The organism is Rhizobium sp. 05L419 (assembly GCF_056397845.1).
On sequence record NZ_JBFTOF010000016.1, the window covers coordinates 39,324 to 55,397 of the forward strand.

19 protein-coding genes are annotated in these 16,074 nt (G+C 60.8%); 8 read left to right on the top strand and 11 right to left on the bottom strand.

What is annotated here, in order from left to right; translation table 11 throughout:
• Positions 1–8 precede the first annotated feature (8 nt).
• The 3 genes from AC1DMK_RS19535 to AC1DMK_RS19545 form a co-directional block, all read right to left on the bottom strand.
• A complete protein-coding gene (locus tag AC1DMK_RS19535; RefSeq protein WP_477861209.1) occupies positions 9–1,544 on the bottom strand; it encodes a sugar ABC transporter ATP-binding protein in 1,536 nt (511 codons plus the stop codon).
• A gap of 71 nt (positions 1,545–1,615) precedes the next feature.
• Positions 1,616–2,611 (bottom strand): rhamnose ABC transporter substrate-binding protein, encoded by a 996-nt coding sequence (gene rhaS, locus AC1DMK_RS19540; RefSeq protein ID WP_037064770.1) that lies wholly within the window; start codon positions 2,609–2,611, stop codon positions 1,616–1,618.
• 52 nt (positions 2,612–2,663) lie between these two features.
• Complete coding sequence (locus tag AC1DMK_RS19545; protein WP_037064772.1) at positions 2,664–3,473, bottom strand: DeoR/GlpR family DNA-binding transcription regulator; 810 nt, start codon at positions 3,471–3,473, stop codon at positions 2,664–2,666.
• A 198-nt stretch (positions 3,474–3,671) separates the two neighbouring features.
• On the opposite strand from AC1DMK_RS19545, the gene AC1DMK_RS19550 reads away from it, so the two are divergent.
• Entirely contained in the window at positions 3,672–5,768 is a 2,097-nt protein-coding gene (locus AC1DMK_RS19550) for a bifunctional rhamnulose-1-phosphate aldolase/short-chain dehydrogenase (protein ID WP_477861211.1), read from the top strand.
• A gap of 3 nt (positions 5,769–5,771) precedes the next feature.
• Here AC1DMK_RS19550 and AC1DMK_RS19555 read toward each other — a convergent pair whose 3' ends face one another.
• Entirely contained in the window at positions 5,772–5,930 is a 159-nt protein-coding gene (locus AC1DMK_RS19555; protein ID WP_037064928.1) for a YqaE/Pmp3 family membrane protein, read from the bottom strand.
• Between the two features lie 82 nt (positions 5,931–6,012).
• On the opposite strand from AC1DMK_RS19555, the gene rhaI reads away from it, so the two are divergent.
• Positions 6,013–7,305, top strand: coding sequence for an L-rhamnose catabolism isomerase (gene rhaI, locus AC1DMK_RS19560; RefSeq protein ID WP_477861213.1), 1,293 nt, complete (start codon positions 6,013–6,015; stop codon positions 7,303–7,305).
• A gap of 59 nt (positions 7,306–7,364) precedes the next feature.
• Here rhaI and AC1DMK_RS19565 read toward each other — a convergent pair whose 3' ends face one another.
• Positions 7,365–7,823, bottom strand: a complete 459-nt coding sequence (locus AC1DMK_RS19565; RefSeq protein WP_037064930.1) for a carboxymuconolactone decarboxylase family protein — start codon at positions 7,821–7,823, stop codon at positions 7,365–7,367.
• Positions 7,824–7,935: 112 nt separating this feature from the next.
• On the opposite strand from AC1DMK_RS19565, the gene AC1DMK_RS19570 reads away from it, so the two are divergent.
• Positions 7,936–8,811: a sigma-70 family RNA polymerase sigma factor gene (locus AC1DMK_RS19570; protein WP_477861215.1), complete on the top strand. Its 876-nt coding sequence runs from the start codon at positions 7,936–7,938 to the stop codon at positions 8,809–8,811.
• 84 nt (positions 8,812–8,895) lie between these two features.
• Here the strand turns inward: AC1DMK_RS19570 and AC1DMK_RS19575 are convergent, their stop codons facing one another.
• Positions 8,896–9,105 (bottom strand): hypothetical protein, encoded by a 210-nt coding sequence (locus tag AC1DMK_RS19575; protein ID WP_037064778.1) that lies wholly within the window; start codon positions 9,103–9,105, stop codon positions 8,896–8,898.
• 130 nt (positions 9,106–9,235) lie between these two features.
• Here AC1DMK_RS19575 and AC1DMK_RS19580 point away from each other — a divergent pair, with 130 nt between their 5' ends.
• On the top strand, positions 9,236–9,859 hold the full coding sequence (locus tag AC1DMK_RS19580; RefSeq protein ID WP_477861218.1) for a TetR/AcrR family transcriptional regulator: 624 nt from the start codon (positions 9,236–9,238) through the stop codon (positions 9,857–9,859).
• An 80-nt stretch (positions 9,860–9,939) separates the two neighbouring features.
• Entirely contained in the window at positions 9,940–10,125 is a 186-nt protein-coding gene (locus AC1DMK_RS19585; protein ID WP_037064782.1) for a hypothetical protein, read from the top strand.
• On the opposite strand, the gene AC1DMK_RS19590 is transcribed toward AC1DMK_RS19585, so the two are convergent.
• Positions 10,122–10,559 carry a DUF1810 domain-containing protein gene (locus AC1DMK_RS19590; protein ID WP_477861220.1) on the bottom strand — a complete coding sequence of 146 codons (438 nt, stop codon included), beginning with the start codon at positions 10,557–10,559 and terminating at the stop codon, positions 10,122–10,124. The genes AC1DMK_RS19585 and AC1DMK_RS19590 overlap by 4 nt on opposite strands.
• 92 nt (positions 10,560–10,651) lie before the next feature.
• Positions 10,652–10,960, bottom strand: coding sequence for a hypothetical protein (locus AC1DMK_RS19595; RefSeq protein ID WP_477861222.1), 309 nt, complete (start codon positions 10,958–10,960; stop codon positions 10,652–10,654).
• 225 nt (positions 10,961–11,185) lie between these two features.
• Between AC1DMK_RS19595 and AC1DMK_RS19600 the strand changes: the two genes are divergently transcribed.
• Genes AC1DMK_RS19600 through AC1DMK_RS19610 form a run of 3 tightly spaced genes read left to right on the top strand, consistent with a single transcriptional unit; the run spans position 11,186 to position 14,284 of the window.
• Positions 11,186–12,556: an amidase gene (locus AC1DMK_RS19600; protein ID WP_477861223.1), complete on the top strand. Its 1,371-nt coding sequence runs from the start codon at positions 11,186–11,188 to the stop codon at positions 12,554–12,556.
• A 51-nt stretch (positions 12,557–12,607) separates the two neighbouring features.
• The gene (locus AC1DMK_RS19605; protein WP_477861225.1) at positions 12,608–13,468 is read left to right on the top strand and encodes a sugar phosphate isomerase/epimerase family protein; all 861 of its coding nucleotides are present in this window, start codon (positions 12,608–12,610) and stop codon (positions 13,466–13,468) included.
• 18 nt (positions 13,469–13,486) lie between these two features.
• Positions 13,487–14,284, top strand: coding sequence for an HpcH/HpaI aldolase family protein (locus AC1DMK_RS19610; RefSeq protein ID WP_477861227.1), 798 nt, complete (start codon positions 13,487–13,489; stop codon positions 14,282–14,284).
• 2 nt (positions 14,285–14,286) lie between these two features.
• Here AC1DMK_RS19610 and AC1DMK_RS19615 read toward each other — a convergent pair whose 3' ends face one another.
• From AC1DMK_RS19615 to AC1DMK_RS19625, 3 genes are all read right to left on the bottom strand, one after another.
• Positions 14,287–14,958 carry a spermine/spermidine synthase domain-containing protein gene (locus AC1DMK_RS19615; protein WP_037064794.1) on the bottom strand — a complete coding sequence of 224 codons (672 nt, stop codon included), beginning with the start codon at positions 14,956–14,958 and terminating at the stop codon, positions 14,287–14,289.
• A gap of 96 nt (positions 14,959–15,054) precedes the next feature.
• Positions 15,055–15,336: a hypothetical protein gene (locus AC1DMK_RS19620; RefSeq protein ID WP_037064796.1), complete on the bottom strand. Its 282-nt coding sequence runs from the start codon at positions 15,334–15,336 to the stop codon at positions 15,055–15,057.
• 90 nt (positions 15,337–15,426) lie between these two features.
• Complete coding sequence (locus tag AC1DMK_RS19625; protein ID WP_037064798.1) at positions 15,427–16,068, bottom strand: ThuA domain-containing protein; 642 nt, start codon at positions 16,066–16,068, stop codon at positions 15,427–15,429.
• Between the last annotated feature and the right edge of the window lie 6 nt (positions 16,069–16,074).

Below are 16,074 nucleotides of genomic sequence, written 5' to 3' on the forward strand. Positions count from 1 at the left end.
GGGATACCTCAAGCATTGCCGGTTGCGGCGCGAACCAGCGTTTCCGGCGTCAGTGTCTCGCGCTCGAAAAGACCGGCGGAAAGTCCCTCCTTCATCACCAGCACCCGGTCCGACATGCCGATGATTTCTGGCAGTTCGGAGGAAATCATGATGATCGAAAGGCCTTCGGCGGCAAGTTCGCTGATGAAACCGTGGACGGCGGCCTTGGAGCCGATGTCGATGCCTTTGGTCGGTTCATCGAGAATGATCACCTTCGGCATCGTTGCCAGCCACTTTCCGATGACGACTTTCTGCTGGTTGCCGCCCGAAAGCGTGCCGACCGGGACTGACAGGGCTGCCGCGCGCAGATCGAGCCGCTCGGCATATTTGCGGGCAAGCGCGAATTCGTTGGCGGCTTTCAGGAAGCCCTTGCGCGACGTGCGCGCGAGCGACGGCAGCGTCATGTTCTGGTAGATCGGCATCGGAAGCGCCAGGCCGTGGCGGCCTCGCTCTTCCGGCACGTAGACGATGCCGGCCCGGATCGCGTCGAGCGGTGAGTTGATGACGATGTCCTTGCCGTCCAGCGTCAGTTTGCCGGAGAGCGGCTTGGTGATGCCGAAGAGGGACTGGCAAAGCTCGGAGCGGCCGGCGCCGATGAGGCCGTAGATGCCGAGGATCTCACCTTTGCGCAACGTCAGGGAGATGTCGCGAAATTCAGTCTGGTGACAGTATTTGTCCACCTGAAGGACCGGCGCACCGATTGCAACGTCGACTTTCGGGAAGGCATTCTCGACGTCGCGCCCGACCATCATGCGGACGATTTCGTCCTGCGGCGTTGACTTGAGCTTGCCGTGACCGACGGCGCGGCCGTCGCGGAAGACCACGAAATTGTCGGCGATTTCGTACAGCTCGTCGAACTTGTGGCTGATGAACAGGATCGCCTTGCCTTGTGCCTTCAGTCCCTCGACGATGCGGAAGAGATCGTCGATCTCCTTGCGCGACAGGGCAGCGGTCGGTTCGTCCATGATGACGATGCGGGCCTCGATCGAAAGCGCGCGGGAAATCGCCACGAGGTGGCGCTGCGCGATCGAGAGGTCCTTCAGACGGATCGTCGGGTCGATATTGCTTTCGAGCGATATCAGCAGCGCCTTGGCACGGCTGTTCATCAGCTTCCAGTCGATGGTACGAAATTTGGTGCGCGGCGCATGACCCAGGAAAATGTTCTCGGCGACCGTCAGCTCATCGAAGAGCACGGTCTCCTGATGGATCGCAGTCACGCCGGCGTCGATTGCCGTTTGCGCGTTGGAGAACGTCGTCGGCTTGCCGTCGACGATGATCTCACCCTCGTTTGGGCGGTAGATGCCGGTCAGGATTTTGACAAGAGTTGATTTGCCGGCGCCGTTTTCGCCGATCAGCGCGGTGACTTTTCCCGGATAGAGAGCGATGCTGACGTTGTCGAGCGCCTTCACGCCCGGGAAGATCTGCGAAATGCCACGCATTTCCAGAATGGCGGGCGCGTCGTCGGCATGAGTGCCCGCGACGGGTTGTTGAAGGGCAGTGTTCATCAGCGTTTACCAGTGTTCATTGGAAAGTCCCGGCGGCCTGAACCGCCGGGTTTTGTTTGGATGAGCGAGGCTCAGAACACCTTCGAGAACTGGTCGATGTTCGAAGCGTTGTAGACGAAGGGGTCGGACATGGCGGCTTCGCCCTTGTCGTCGATCTTGATCTTGCCCATGCGGCCGGCTTCGATTTCGGTGCCTGGCTTGCCGGTCGCGTCACCCTTGACGAGGTGGTAGGCGATCTGCGTTGCCGAGTAGCCGAGGTCGATCGGGTTCCAGATGGCGAATTCCTTCGTCGCGCCGGACTTGATCGCACCGGCCATTTCAGACGGCAGGCCGAGACCCGTCACGTAGACCTTGCCAACGAGGCCCTTGTCCTCGACAACCTTGGAAGCAGCCAGAACGCCGACCGTCGTCGGAGCGACGATGACCTTGACGTTCGGGTTCGACTTCAGGAGGCCTTCAGCTTCACGATAGGACTTGTCCGAAAGGTCGTCACCGTAAACGGTCGTGACGAGGTTCAGACCGGGGAAATCCTTGAGCTGCTTCTTCATCTGATCGATCCAGATATTCTGGTTCGTCGAGGTCGTGGTTGCCGACAGGATGGCGAAGTCGCCCTTGCCGCCTTCGAGGTGGTCCTTGGCGAGCGTCAGGCACATCTTGCCGATCAGTTCGTTGGACGACGGGTTCAGCTGCAGGATACGGCCGTCCTTATTGACGCCGGAATCCCAGGAGATCACCTTGATGCCGCGCTGCTTGGCCTTCTTCAGAGCCGGGATAACGGCGTCCGGATCGTTGGCAGAGATGGCGATGGCGTCGACGCCCTGTGCGATCAGCGAGTTGATGACTTCGATCTGGCCCTCGGCCGTCGTCGAGGTCGGACCCGTGTAGATCACTTCCACGCCRCCGAGTTCCTTGGCGGCTTCCTGTGCGCCCTTGTTGGCGGCTTCAAAGAAACCGTTGCCGAGAGACTTCACGACCAGCCCGATCTTGATGTCCTTGGCGCTGGCGGCGCCTGCCATCAAGGCGACCGCAAACGCGACGCCTACTGCCAGTGTCTTTGCGAGTTTCATTATATCATCCTCCCACGTTGATAAGACTTGACTACATCCTGCCGGCGGCCACTCAGGCGACCGACGAGGAATCCTCCTTCGCTTGCGAGACCGTGCTCGCAATCACGAGCTTGATGCCCGCATCTTCGATCATCCGTACGGAATCCTCGGGAATTCCGTCATCCGTGATGATTGTCGAAACGCGGTCGAGCGGGCATAGAATGAGGCTCGACCGGCGGCGAAACTTGCTGGAATCGACCATGACGACCAGTTCGTCGGCCTGATGCATCAGCTTCTGTTCGCTTTGAATGATCTGCGCATCGGCTTCCATGATGCCGAGCGGACCGACACCCTGCGCGCCGATGAAGAAGCGACGGGCGTAAAAATTGCGGATCGCGTCATTGTCGAAAGGCGACAGGATCAGGCTCTGCTCGCGATAGATCACACCGCCTGGAACCGTCACCGTATTCTTGGAGTGCTTGACCAGGTGCTCGGCGATGGCGAACGAGTTTGTCATGACCTGCATGCGATGCGCAGCCATGAAATGCACCATCTGGAAGGTGGTGGTTCCGCCGTTGATGATGATCGCGTCGCCTGGGTCGCAGAGATCGACCGCCGCACGCGCGATTGATCGCTTCTTGTCGATGTTGACGGATTCTGAGACCCGGAAAGGCCGACCGGCGAGATTGCCGAGCTGCGGCGGATGCACAGCTTCCGCCCCACCGCGGACGCGCCGGATTTTCCCCTGCACATGAAGGGCCGCGATGTCACGCCGGATCGTCGCCTCGGAAGCCTCTGTCAATTCGGAAATATCCTGAATCGTGACGACAGACTTTTCCTGAACGGCGCTCAATATGATGCGATGGCGTTCGCGTTCGTGCATGGGGTTCCTCCTAGCTTGCTTATTTCGCAGTTGTGAGAATGTGTCAATCAAAAACGATCACGAAATTTCATATTGCGTTGCACAATAATCGAATTTGATCGTTTTCGATTGACAATGTTCGTTTTGATGAGCGATACCGTCATCACAAAGGGGCGCAATCCATTTGCGCCTCCAAGAAATTCTACATGGGAGGATGACATGGCGGCAACCGTCCGGCTTCTTGATAATCGTTGGGACGATTCTTACGCAGCAGGCCTCGATGAGCCTGGAAAACTGCTCTATCGCTCGAATCTGCTGGGTGCGGACAAGCGCATCACCAACTATGGCGGCGGCAACACCTCCGCAAAAGTCATGGAGACCGATCCGCTGAACGGCGAAAAGGTCAAGGTCCTGTGGGTCAAGGGTTCGGGCGGCGATGTCGGCACGATCAAGCTCGATGGCTTTGCGACGCTCTACCAGGACAAGCTCGATTCGCTGAAGGGCATCTACAAGGGTGGGGAAGACGAAGACCGCATGGTCGGCTTCCTCCCCCATTGCACCTATAACCTCAACAGTCGCGCCGCGTCGATCGACACGCCGCTGCATGGCTTCGTGCCCTTCACCCATGTCGACCACATGCATCCGGATGCGATCATCGCAATCGCCGCGTCCCGGAATTCCAAGGAACTGACCCAGCAGATCTTCGGCGCCGACATCGGCTGGCTGCCGTGGCGTCGTCCGGGTTTCCAGCTCGGCCTCGATCTCGAAGCCTTCGTCAAGGCAAACCCGAATTCCAAGGGTGTCGTGCTTGAAAGCCATGGTCTATTCACCTGGGCGAACGATGCCAGGGCCTGCTACGAACTGACACTTGATATCATCAACAAGGCGATCATCTGGTTTGCGGAAAAGACCGAAGGCAAGACGATCTTCGGCGGCGCCGTCAAGGGGAGCCTGGCCGCTTCCGAACGCCGTGCGATCGCTGCCCGCCTCATGCCTGAGATCCGCGGCCGCATCGGCAAGGCGGAGCGCAAGCTCGGCCACTTCGACGATCAGGACGCCGTTCTCGAATTCGTCAATTCCAGGGACCTGCAGCCGCTGGGCGCGCTCGGCACCAGCTGCCCGGACCACTTCCTGCGCACCAAGATCCGCCCGCTGATCGTCGAGTTCGACCCGGCCAAGCCGGATGTCGATGCAATCGTCGCCGGTCTCGACAAGGCACTTGAGGACTACCGCGCCGACTACGCCCGCTATTATAACGAGTGCAAGCATGCCAACTCGCCCGCCATGCGCGACGCGAACCCGGTCATCTTCCTCGTTCCAGGCGTCGGCATGCTGTCGTTTGCCCGTGACAAGGCCACCGCCCGCATCGCCAGCGAGTTCTATGTCAACGCCATCAACGTCATGCGCGGTGCCTCGACCGTTTCCGAGTATCAGGGACTGCCCGAACAGGAAGCCTTCGACATCGAATACTGGCTGCTCGAAGAAGCAAAGCTCCAGCGCATGCCGAAACCAAAGAGCCTTGCCGGCAAGGTCGCCTTGGTCACCGGTGGTGCCGGCGGCATCGGTCGCGCAACGGCTGCCCGCCTGATCGGCGAGGGTGCGTGCGTGGTTCTAGCCGATATCGATCAGGATGCGCTAAACGGTACGCAGCAGGATTTTGCCAAGCAGTTCGGCGCCGATGCCGTTCGCAGCGTCAGGCTCGACGTCACCAAGGAAGACGCGGTGATTTCGTCCTTCGCAGAAGCCTGCGTCGAATTCGGCGGTATCGATATCCTCGTTTCGAACGCCGGCATTGCCTCGTCGGCTCCGATCGAGAGCACAGAGCTTTCGATGTGGAACAAGAATATGGACATTCTCGCGACCGGCTACTTCCTCGTGTCACGCGAAGCGTTCCGCCTGTTCCGTAAACAGAACCTCGGCGGAAACGTCGTTTTCGTCGCCTCCAAGAACGGCCTCGCCTCCTCGCCGAACGCTGCTGCCTATTGCACGGCAAAGGCTGCCGAAATCCATCTGGCCCGTTGCCTGGCGCTCGAGGGCGCGGAGGCTGGCATTCGCGTCAATACCGTTAATCCGGATGCCGTTCTTCGCGGCTCGAAGATCTGGAGCGGCGAGTGGCGCGAACAGCGTGCGGCATCGTCCAAGATCGAGATCAACGAGCTGGAAGAGCATTACCGCAAACGCTCCATGCTGAAGCTCAACGTCTTTCCGGAAGACATTGCCGAGGCCATCTACTTCCTGGCATCCGACCTTTCGGCAAAGTCCACCGGCAACATCATCAACGTCGACGCCGGCAACGCGCAGAGCTTCCCGCGCTGATACCTACCTCCGCAGGATCACCCATATTGCTTGGATGATCCCCGGAACGTAGCCGCATAGCGTCAGCAGTATATTGAGCCAGAACTGCAGGCCGAGGCCGACCTGCAGAAATACGCCGAGAGGCGGCAGGACGATTGCGAGCAGAATTCGCATGATGTCCAAGGTCGCCTCGTTCATGATTTAGCATTGCACGCATGAGAACGCGCACAGGAGCCGTTGGTTCGTTGCGTCAAGGGAGGAAACGATGGCCGAGTTCAGAATCGCGCAGGATCTGATTGCGCAGGAAAACGACAAGCGCGCATCCGCGCTCAAATCCGATTACGAAGCGCTCGGCGCCAATCTGTCGCGCCGCGGCGTCGATATCGAGGCGATTACCCGTAGGGTCTCGGAATTCTTCGTCGCTGTTCCCTCCTGGGGCGTCGGCACCGGCGGAACCCGCTTTGCCCGCTTTCCCGGGACCGGCGAACCCCGCGGCATCTTCGACAAGCTCGACGATTGCTCCGTCATCAACGAGCTGACGCGTGCGACGCCCAATGTCTCGCTGCATATCCCGTGGGACAAGACGGATGTGAAGGAGCTCAAGGCAAAAGGCGATTCACTGGGCCTCGGCTTCGACGCGATGAACTCCAATACCTTCTCCGACGCACCGGGCCAGGCGCGCTCTTACAAGTACGGTTCGCTCAGCCACACCGACGCGGCAACACGCGCACAGGCCGTCGAACACAATATCGAATGCATCGAGATCGGCAAGGCGATCGGCTCCAAGGCACTGACCGTCTGGGTCGGCGACGGCTCGAATTTCCCCGGCCAGAGCAACTTCACCAGGGCGTTCGAACGTTATCTCGCAGCCATGGGCGACATCTACAAGGCGCTGCCGGATGACTGGAAGCTGTTCTCCGAGCACAAGATGTACGAGCCGGCCTTCTATTCGACGGTCGTTCAGGATTGGGGAACGAACTACCTTATCGCCCAGACGCTTGGACCCAAGGCCCACTGCCTGGTCGACCTCGGCCATCATGCCCCGAACACCAACATCGAAATGATCGTCGCCCGGCTGATCCAGTTCGGCAAGCTCGGCGGATTCCACTTCAACGACTCAAAGTATGGCGACGACGACCTCGATGCCGGATCGATCGATCCCTACCGCCTGTTCCTGGTATTTAACGAGCTGGTCGAGGCCGAGCAGCGCGGCGTCAACGACTTCAATCCGGCCCATATGATCGACCAGTCTCACAACGTCACCGATCCGATCGAAAGCCTGATCAACAGCGCCAACGAAATCCGCCGCGCCTACGCGCAGGCGCTGATCGTCGATCGCAAGGCGCTCGCCGGCTACCAGGACGAAAACGACGCACTGATGGCGACGGAAACGCTGAAGCGCGCCTACCGCGCCGACGTCGAGCCGATCCTTGCCGAAGCGCGCCGCCGTGCGGGTGGCGCGATCGATCCGGTCGCGACCTACCGCGCCAGCGGCTACCGCAAGAAGGTGGCCGCCGAGCGTCCGGCTTCCGTCGCCGGCAGCGGCGGCATCATCTAAGCCTCCCAAGGCGCATTCCGCCGGGCCGCTGCCGATAAAGCAGCGGCCCGATTGCGTTCCTACGGCTTCCATTCGCCGGCGATCTGGCGCGTGGCGATGTTCAGCCTGTTCCAGACATTGATATTGGCGATGGCAATGACGAGAGCGGCGAGGCTCCTGCCGTCGAAGTGCCGTGTCGCCTCGTCCCAGATCTCGTCCGGCACCGGATCGGGGCGATCGCTGACGCGGGTGACGGCTTCGGTCAGTGCCAAGGCTGCCCGCTCTGCTTCGGTGAAATAGGGTGTGTCGCGCCAGGCGCTGACGGCGAACAGCCGCTCGTCTGTTTCGCCCGCCTTCCTGGCAATGCGCGGGTGCCCGTCGATGCAGACGCTGCAGCCATTGATCTGGCTGGCGCGCAAATTGACCAGCTCCAGAAGGATTGGCGAGAGACCGGTCTTGGCCGGTACGCCGCCCAACGCGATCAGTGCCTGCATGGCTTCGGGAATGACGACGGCCGGATTGCCCATTCTTGCTTGCATCATCTGTCTCCTTGAGGTGTTTTCCGAAGTGACGCTGCCGGCGGTACTCTGTCACACCGACCGGCTTTCGTTCGTCATGGAGTTGACGGATCAGGTTGGAGGAGTGTGACGGATGAGCGGGAAAAACTGGCTGGCCGGGGAATTCGAAGCGAAAAGGGAGCACCTTGCGGCCGTCGCCTACCGCATGCTGGGCTCGCGTGCGGAGGCAGATGACGCCGTGCAGGAGGTCTGGTTGCGGCTCGGCCGCTCTGATGTGGCCGAGATCGGCAATATCGGCGGTTGGCTGACGACCGTCGTCGCGCGCATTTGCCTGGACATGCTGCGGTCGAGGAAGAGCCGGCGCGAGGAGGCGCTCGATCTGCCTGTTCATGGCAAGATCGCCGACACGACAGGGACTGCCGATCCGGAACGCGAGGTTGCCCTTGCCGACTCAGTCGGCGTGGCGCTGCTCGTCGTGCTTCAGACGCTGGCGCCCGCCGAGCGCGTCGCCTTCGTGTTGCACGACATGTTCGATCTGCCCTTTGACGACATCGCGCCGATCATTCATCGGTCCTCCGCCGCCACCCGGCAACTCGCCAGCCGGGCGCGTCGCAGGGTCCAGGGCAAGAGCGAGGTGCCGGAAGCCGAGTTCACCCAAAAGCGCAAAGTGGTGAGTGCCTTCCTGGCAGCCTCGCGCACCGGCGATCTCCAGGCGCTACTTGCCGTGCTCGATCCGGAGGTCGTCTTTACCCCGGATGCAACCGCCATGCGCCTGGGAGCAACCGGAGCGCTTCGCGGCGCGCCGGCCGTGGCCGAGACTTTCAAAGGGAGGGCTCAGGCCGCCCGGCCGGCATTGGTGGACGGCGAATGCGGGCTTGTGGTTGCCCTCGACGGGACACTGCGTGTTGTGCTGCTGCTTGCATTTGATGGCAACCGGATTTCGGCGATCGATGCCGTCGCCGATCCCGAGCAGCTGGGCGCGATGAAATACGTGCTCCTCGAGGAATGATCCGCCTGATTGCAGCGGCTCAAACAGAAAAGCCGCCGCTTAAGTTGGCGACGGCTCTTGCGGGGCAGGGAAAAGCCCAAAGGGTCAGCAGAAGCTGCAGGTCGCGGTCGGATTGCCGGTAATCGCGTTCATGAACTTGCCCACGGGGGAAACGCGCTGTTCGCGTTTGACGGCCGCCGTCTCGAGGAGTCGCTTGAAATCGTCAAGCTTCACGCCATCAGCGCGCATCACCATGGCGATCAGGGGGTCGCGCAGGGCTTCGGATATCGTCAGGTCGTCTCTGGTCTTTCTCATGGCTCATTCCTCCTTTCGTGGGCAGAAGCCCGTGTTCCGCTCCGGCTGCAATGCCCTCTCGGCATTGACTTTCGCGAGGAGTGGTGTTACCGGTAAGTAACAATGCATTTGTTACCGATCGGTCACATGGATGTCAAGGACCTTGTCCTCAAAAAAATCAGAAACTTCAGGCGTACTCTTCCCTGCGAATACAGACGAAAAGATCCCTCCGCGGGAGCGAATTGTCTCGACCGCTGCGGAGCTGTTTCGCGAGCACGGCATTCGCGGTATTGGCGTTGACGCCATTGCGGATGCAGCGCTTACCAACAAGATGACGCTTTACCGGCACTTCGGCTCCAAGGACGAACTGGTCTGCGAGACCTTGCGCCGGGCATCGGAAAAAGCCGAAGCGATATGGCGAGATCTGGAGACCGCCCATCCGGGCGAGCCGCGCGCCCAGTTAACTGCCTGGGTCGAAGCCCGCACGCAAAGCCTTTGCGGCCAGCATGTCGGCTGTGATCTCGCCAACGCTGCCATCGAGCTGAAAGGCGAAGGGCATCCGGCCTATGGCGTCATCGAGCACCACAAAGCCGAACAGCGCGACAAGCTGGAGGCGCTCTGTCTCGCGGCCGGTGCGCGCGAACCCCAGCTCCTTGCAGATACATTGACGCTCCTCCTGGAGGGAGCGCGCGTGACGCGGCAGGCGATGGGAAATGACAACTGCTGCAACCATTTCTCCAAGGCTTGTAGCGCCGCAATCACGGCTTTTGCCTGAGGTCGATCCGTCCCGGCGGGAACCTTACCGCTTCGGACCCGTTTTCCAACCGATGTGGAAAGCAAGACTGAAGTGCGGACATGAACTATATCTATCTCCACCGGCTATATACCAAGCGCGCTGAGCTCGAAGCAAAGCTCGAGCTTTATGATGCGCGCGACTGCTTCGGCGACGAAGACGTCAGCGATGGCACTGACCACGATCTCCGCGAACGGATCAACGAGATTTCAGCTGAGATCGAGCTCCTTGAACATTCTCCTGGCTAGTTGGAAGCGTCCAGCAACTGAATTGTGCGGGCGTCGAACGTTCCGTCGTAGAACTGGCCGATCACCTTGTGAAAGGGTGACCCAGAGTCGCTGACGGCTGAGAAGAGCGTCATTGACGATCGCAGCTTGATGTCGTCCGGTGAACCGAAAATCTCATTCGCCGATCGGTCCTGGACCGCCAAGACCGCATCGACGCATCGCAAAAGGCGACTGCCCAAAATGGGGTCGGCAAGATAGCTCGAGGCCTCCTCCGCCGAACGAATGGCATATTTTTCTGCCATGAGCGACGAGCCGAGGCCGGCTATTTGCGGAAAGATGAACCACATCCAGTGGGACCGTTTGCGGCCAGCCCTCAATTCTGCCAGGGCTCTATCATAGATGCCGTTTTGGGCATCTATGAAGCGATCGAGTTCAAAGTCGATGTCAGCGGACATGGCGGTGCCTCCCATGCCGTCAATTATATCGGCAAGAGAGTTTGTCCATGCCCCGACCATTCTCAAAATCAGACAAAATCATACTTGGGCACTCAGCAGGATTGGTCGGCGTAGGGACTATGTTCCCGGCAAAAGTCGAGCGCCGGAAGCGACTGCGAGATCGAACTCACTGTTTCGGTGTCGACCCCCGTTGGCATCGAGCCTCCGAGATGGACGGTCAAACCTGCAATGCCCAGAAGGAGCAATGCGACGACCACAACAAACCGCTCGGAGGCCGATGGTCGATGCGCGCTGACATGTTCGGCGTATTCGCGTTCACCCATGCCGTTCAATTCTTCGTCCGTCGCGTGATGTTGCACCATGTCGCTGCGGGCGACGTTCCAGGTATCGTCATGTGTCATTGTCCTTCTCCTGCAAAGCTGCGTGCGCCGGTGAACGCAAATCCTCCCGGCCGGCGTTTTCCTGCTCGCCAGCAGCATGTGTGCTTGCGGTCGCTCAAGTTGAAGGCCGGATGCGCAAACGCAGTGTTCATAAAATCGAACCAATCGGTTTGATGTCACTTTAAGGGCTTGGCTCTTCGATAAAATTCGGCTTAGGTCAGTCATCATCCAGATCGCGGATACCCCATGAGAAAATCACCTGGTGCAATGTCCGTCGCGCAACTTTCCGTCCTCATCCAGAGTGCCGCCGTCGATCCGGTCGACGTCGCTGAAGACGTTCTCGATCGTATCGAAACCCATTCTGACCAAACCGTCTTCACCGCGCTGTTCAAAGACCGGGCGATCAAAGAGGCAAAAGCATCCTCGGCCCGGCTGAAAGCGGGGCGCTCCCGCGGCGTGCTGGATGGCGTTCCTGTCGCCTGGAAGGACCTTTTCGACATCAAGGGACGGGCCACTACCGCCGGCTCCACGGTGCTCGCCGAAGATCCGGCCGCGAAGGCCGACGCGGCCGTCGTGACCGCTCTTCAGCAGGCCGGGATGGTCTCCATCGGCTGCACGAATATGAGCGAGTTCGCCTTCTCGGGCCTCGGGATAAACCCGCATTACGGCACACCGCACAATCCGCGGAGCGCAGACGTGCCGCGCATTCCCGGCGGCTCGTCGTCGGGTGCGGGCGTTGCTGTCGCAGCCGGCCTGGCGCCGGTGGCCATGGGGACAGACACCGGCGGCTCCGTGCGCATTCCTGCCGCCCTCAACGGTATCGTCGGCTACAAGGCAACGCGCGGCCGCTACCCCATGGGAGGTGTCTATCCCCTGGCGAAAAGCCTCGATTCGCTCGGCCCCCTCTGCCGCACGGTTCAGGATGCCGTCTGGATCGATGCAGCGATGCGCGGGTTGACGGCTGCAAACATTGCGCCGGGCACCATCAGGGGGCTCGACGTTGTCATCCCGGACAACGTCGTGTTCGACGGTGCGGAAGCTGGCGTCATTGCAGCCTTCGAGAACGCGGTCGAATGGCTGATCGCCGAAGGCGCCTCCGTCAGCCGTGTTACAATTCCCGCCTTCGACGAGATTCTCGCATTGATGGCGAAACACGGCTCGCTGGTGACCGCCGAGGCCTTTGCCCTGCATCGCGAGCGGCTGGCGGGTCCCAAGGCGGCAGACATGGATCGTCGCGTCGTGGTGCGGACGCGTCTTGGCGGAAAAATCACCATGCCTGACTATCTCGCAATTCTCGACGCGCGCGAGCGACTGACCGCAGACGTCGAGCGGCTTGTCGCAGACAGTTTTGTCGCTTTTCCAACGGTTGCCCATGTGGCGCCGCCGATCGCGCCGCTCGAGGCTGACGACGAGCTGTTCTTTGCGACCAACGGCAAGACGCTGCGCAACACGATGCTCGGCAATTTTCTCGACTGGTGCGGGGTGACCATTCCTTGCGGCACAGGTGACGCGGATATGCCGGTCGGGTTCCTGCTTTCGGCCTTGCGTGGGCGCGATGAAGCGCTGCTCAGTGCGGCGCTTTCGGCCGAAGCCACCATTCGGGGAGATTTCGTTTGAAGTTCCAAGGCGTTGCGGCCTAGATAGGCGCGGAGCGAGGAGGAGTATGGCATGACTGAGAATTTGGAAAATGGACGGTTCGCCGTTTCGACGTGGTCTTTGCACCGGCTCCTGGGCGCGACCTATCCCTATAGCCCGGATCCCGACAAAAGTGCTGAACGCAGGGAGCCCTATGGCCCCGGGAGCGCCGCGCTTCTGGAGGTGCCAAAGCAGCTCAGCGACCGCGGCATAGGCCGCCTCGAGATCTGCTCGTTCCATCTGCCGTCGCTCGATCGTGGATATCTTACAGAACTGCGTTCGGCGCTCGATGATACAGGCATTCTGTTCCAGACGCTGCTGGTCGAAGACGGTGATCCGAGCCATGCGTCGAGCGCTGAGCGCGATATCCGCTGGATCGCGGGCTGGATCGAGATTGCTGCGGCACTCGGCGCCAGACACATGCGCGTCATCGCCGGCAAACAGCAGCCGAGCGAGGAGAACCTGACACGCGCGGCCGGACATCTGTCTTGGCTGGCTGATCAGGCCGATGGGAGCGGCGTACGCGTCGTTACCGAAAACTGGTTTGATCTCGTGCCGTCGCCGAAGGAGATGAACTGGCTGCTCGACCGGCTGGATGGAAAAATCGGCCTTAACGGCGATCTCGGCAATTGGGCCGCGCCCGAAAAGTATGCCGGTCTGGCCGACATCATGAGCCGCGCGGAAATTTGCCACGCCAAGGCAAACTATACTGCATCCGGCCTCGACGCGGACGACTATCGCAGGTCGCTGGAGGCGTGCCGTCAGGCAGGCTATGGCGGTCCGTATACGCTGATCTACGATTCCCCCTTTTTTGCTGACGAGTGGGACGGCATCCTCCTGCAGAGGGCTTTCGTCGAGGAATTCTATCAGGAAAAGCAGCGCGCCGTCGGCTGAGCTGCAAAGGAGACAGGCATGGGCAGTTCAACCACGATCGATGGCTTTGCAAAGCGCATCAGAAGCGGCGAGGGCGGCGGGATGATTTCGGCCTGGATCGGCATTCCTGATCCGCTGTTCGTCAATCATCTGGCGCAGGAAGCCTTCGACGCGGTCGTGCTCGATATGCAGCATGGCGTTTGGGACATGGCATCGGCAGCCAACGGCATCGGCCAGGGGAGACTGGCTGGCAAGCCGGTGGTTGCCCGCATTCCGGTTGGCGACTTCGCGCTCGCGTCGCGTCTGCTCGATGCCGGCGCCTCGGGGGTTATCGCCCCGATGATCAATTCCGTTGCCGACGCCGAGGCCCTTGCGAGGGCAACCAAGTATCCGCCGCTCGGTGAACGCAGCTGGGGACCRACGCTGGCGATCAACCACCGAGGCCAGTCGGCCAGCGACTATCTTGCGACGGCGAACGAGCAGACGGTCGCCATCGCAATGATCGAGACGCGTGCAGCGCTCGATGCCGCCGATGAAATCCTGCGGGTCGCAGGCATCGACGGAATTTTCATCGGGCCGGCCGACCTCTCGATCGCCCTTTCCAATGGCGCGAAGCTGGCACCCGATACCCCCGAGATCGATGGTGTTCTGAAGCATCTCGTTGCCCGCTGCCGGGCGCATGGCAAGTTTGCCTGCGTCTTCGGCAGCAATGGAGAGCGCGCGGGTGAGCTCCTGAAAATGGGCTTCGACTTGGTGATCGCGGGAGCAGATACGCAGCAGTTGCGTCTCGGTGCCGCAAGCGCCATTGCGGCAGCCCGCAAGGTGCAGGCCGGCTGAGGCTATCTCACAGCGAGCCAGATGACGTGGCGGGCGCCGCCACGTTTTCCGTTTGCCCGCAGATTGATTGCCTCGACCGAAAACCCGCTGTCGCGCACGCGGCGCGTGAAACTCGTATCCTGGCCGGACGACCAGACCGCGAGCACACCGCCGGGCCGCAGCGCATCGCGGGCCGCGCGCAAGCCTTTGAGATCGTAAAGACCGTCGTTCGACTGGCGGGTCAGCCCATCCGGACCGTTGTCGACATCGAGCAGGATTGCATCGAACTTGGCCCTGCTCGAACGGATGAGTTCGCCAACATCGCCCTGGTGGACAGCAACACGCGGATCGTCGAGACAGCCCTTGAACACCTGCGCCATCGGGCCCCGCGCCCAGCTGACGACGGCGGGCACGAGTTCCGCGACGACCACGCGGGCATCCTGCGGAACAGCGCCAAGCGCAGCGCGCAGGGTAAAGCCCATACCGAGGCCACCGATCAGCACACTGGGGTGGGGGCGGCCATTGATCTTCTCACAGGAAAGCGTCGCAAGCGCTTCTTCCGAACCGCTCAAGCGACTGTTCATCAGTTCGTTGGAGCCCAGCATGATCGAAAACTCGCTCCCGCGCTGCTTCAGGCGCAACTCGCCGGCTTCGCCGGGAATGGGAGCGGAATCGAGCTGGATCCAAGGGAGCATTTAAACCGGGCCTCACGTTGAGTGGCCCACCTAGCACAAAAGACTTCGCCCGCGAACCCGAAACGAGGATCGCGGGTTCGTTCATCGTGCCATGTCCTACTGGTTATCCGAGCACACCGGGTTCGTCGTGCGTGCCGATTGCCGCTGATGCGGCGGGCACTTCCACTGGATGGATCCGGTCGTGCTTGTGCTGCCGGTCTCGAGCGAGTCGAGCGGGATGGAAAAACCGCCGCTCGGCGCCTGGTCCGGGCGGCCCGTTCCAAGCGGCGCCGAACCATCGAAGCGGCCGCTGCTATCCATGCCCATACTGGCCTGCGCAAGAGCGCCGCCGGCAAAACCGAGGATAACGATGGAGGTCATTGCGATAAGCCTGTACATGATCGAAATCCCTTCCTGTTGGAACACCTGAAAAGATAGCGCGCTCGCCCGGTTTGTTCCAGACGTGCGCGCTTACCTATTTGGTTCAGTTCAACGCGCCGCCCAGTTTGCGCCACGGCGGAAGATGGTCTTCATTTCAGGCACGGAAAACTCCTTGGCCTGGTGGCCGAGGGAGGAATAGAAGACGCGGCCCTTGCCGTATTTCCGTTTCCAGGCAACCGGCATCACGACGCCATCGATCCAGTAGGCATGGTCACCGGTGAAGGTGGTCGTTGCCAGCACTTCGTTCGAAGGGTCGACGTGCATGTAGTATTGCTCGGACGTATAGGGGAAGTCGGCAATGCCCTCCATGATTGGGTCGTCGGGCCGGGTGATGTTGACCTTGTAGTCTATGATGTTGCCGGGATGAGCGACCCATTGGCCACCGACGATGAACTGGTATTCGACGCACTCGCGAAAACTGTCGCCGGCGCCGCCATGATATCCCGCGAGCCCGACCCCGCCTTCGATCGCTTCGGCGAGGTTCTTGATCTCTTCCTTTTCGATCTTCGACATCGTCACGATCGGCACGACAAGCGAAAGATCATGCACGGAAGGATCGGCGAACGCTTCCGTCGTGTGCTCGACATAGACCTTGAAACCATCCTCCTCGAGAATGTCCTTGACGATAGCGGCACATTCCTGCGGTTCGTGGCCGCTCCACCCGCCCCAGACGATCAGTGCTTCACGCATAGTTCT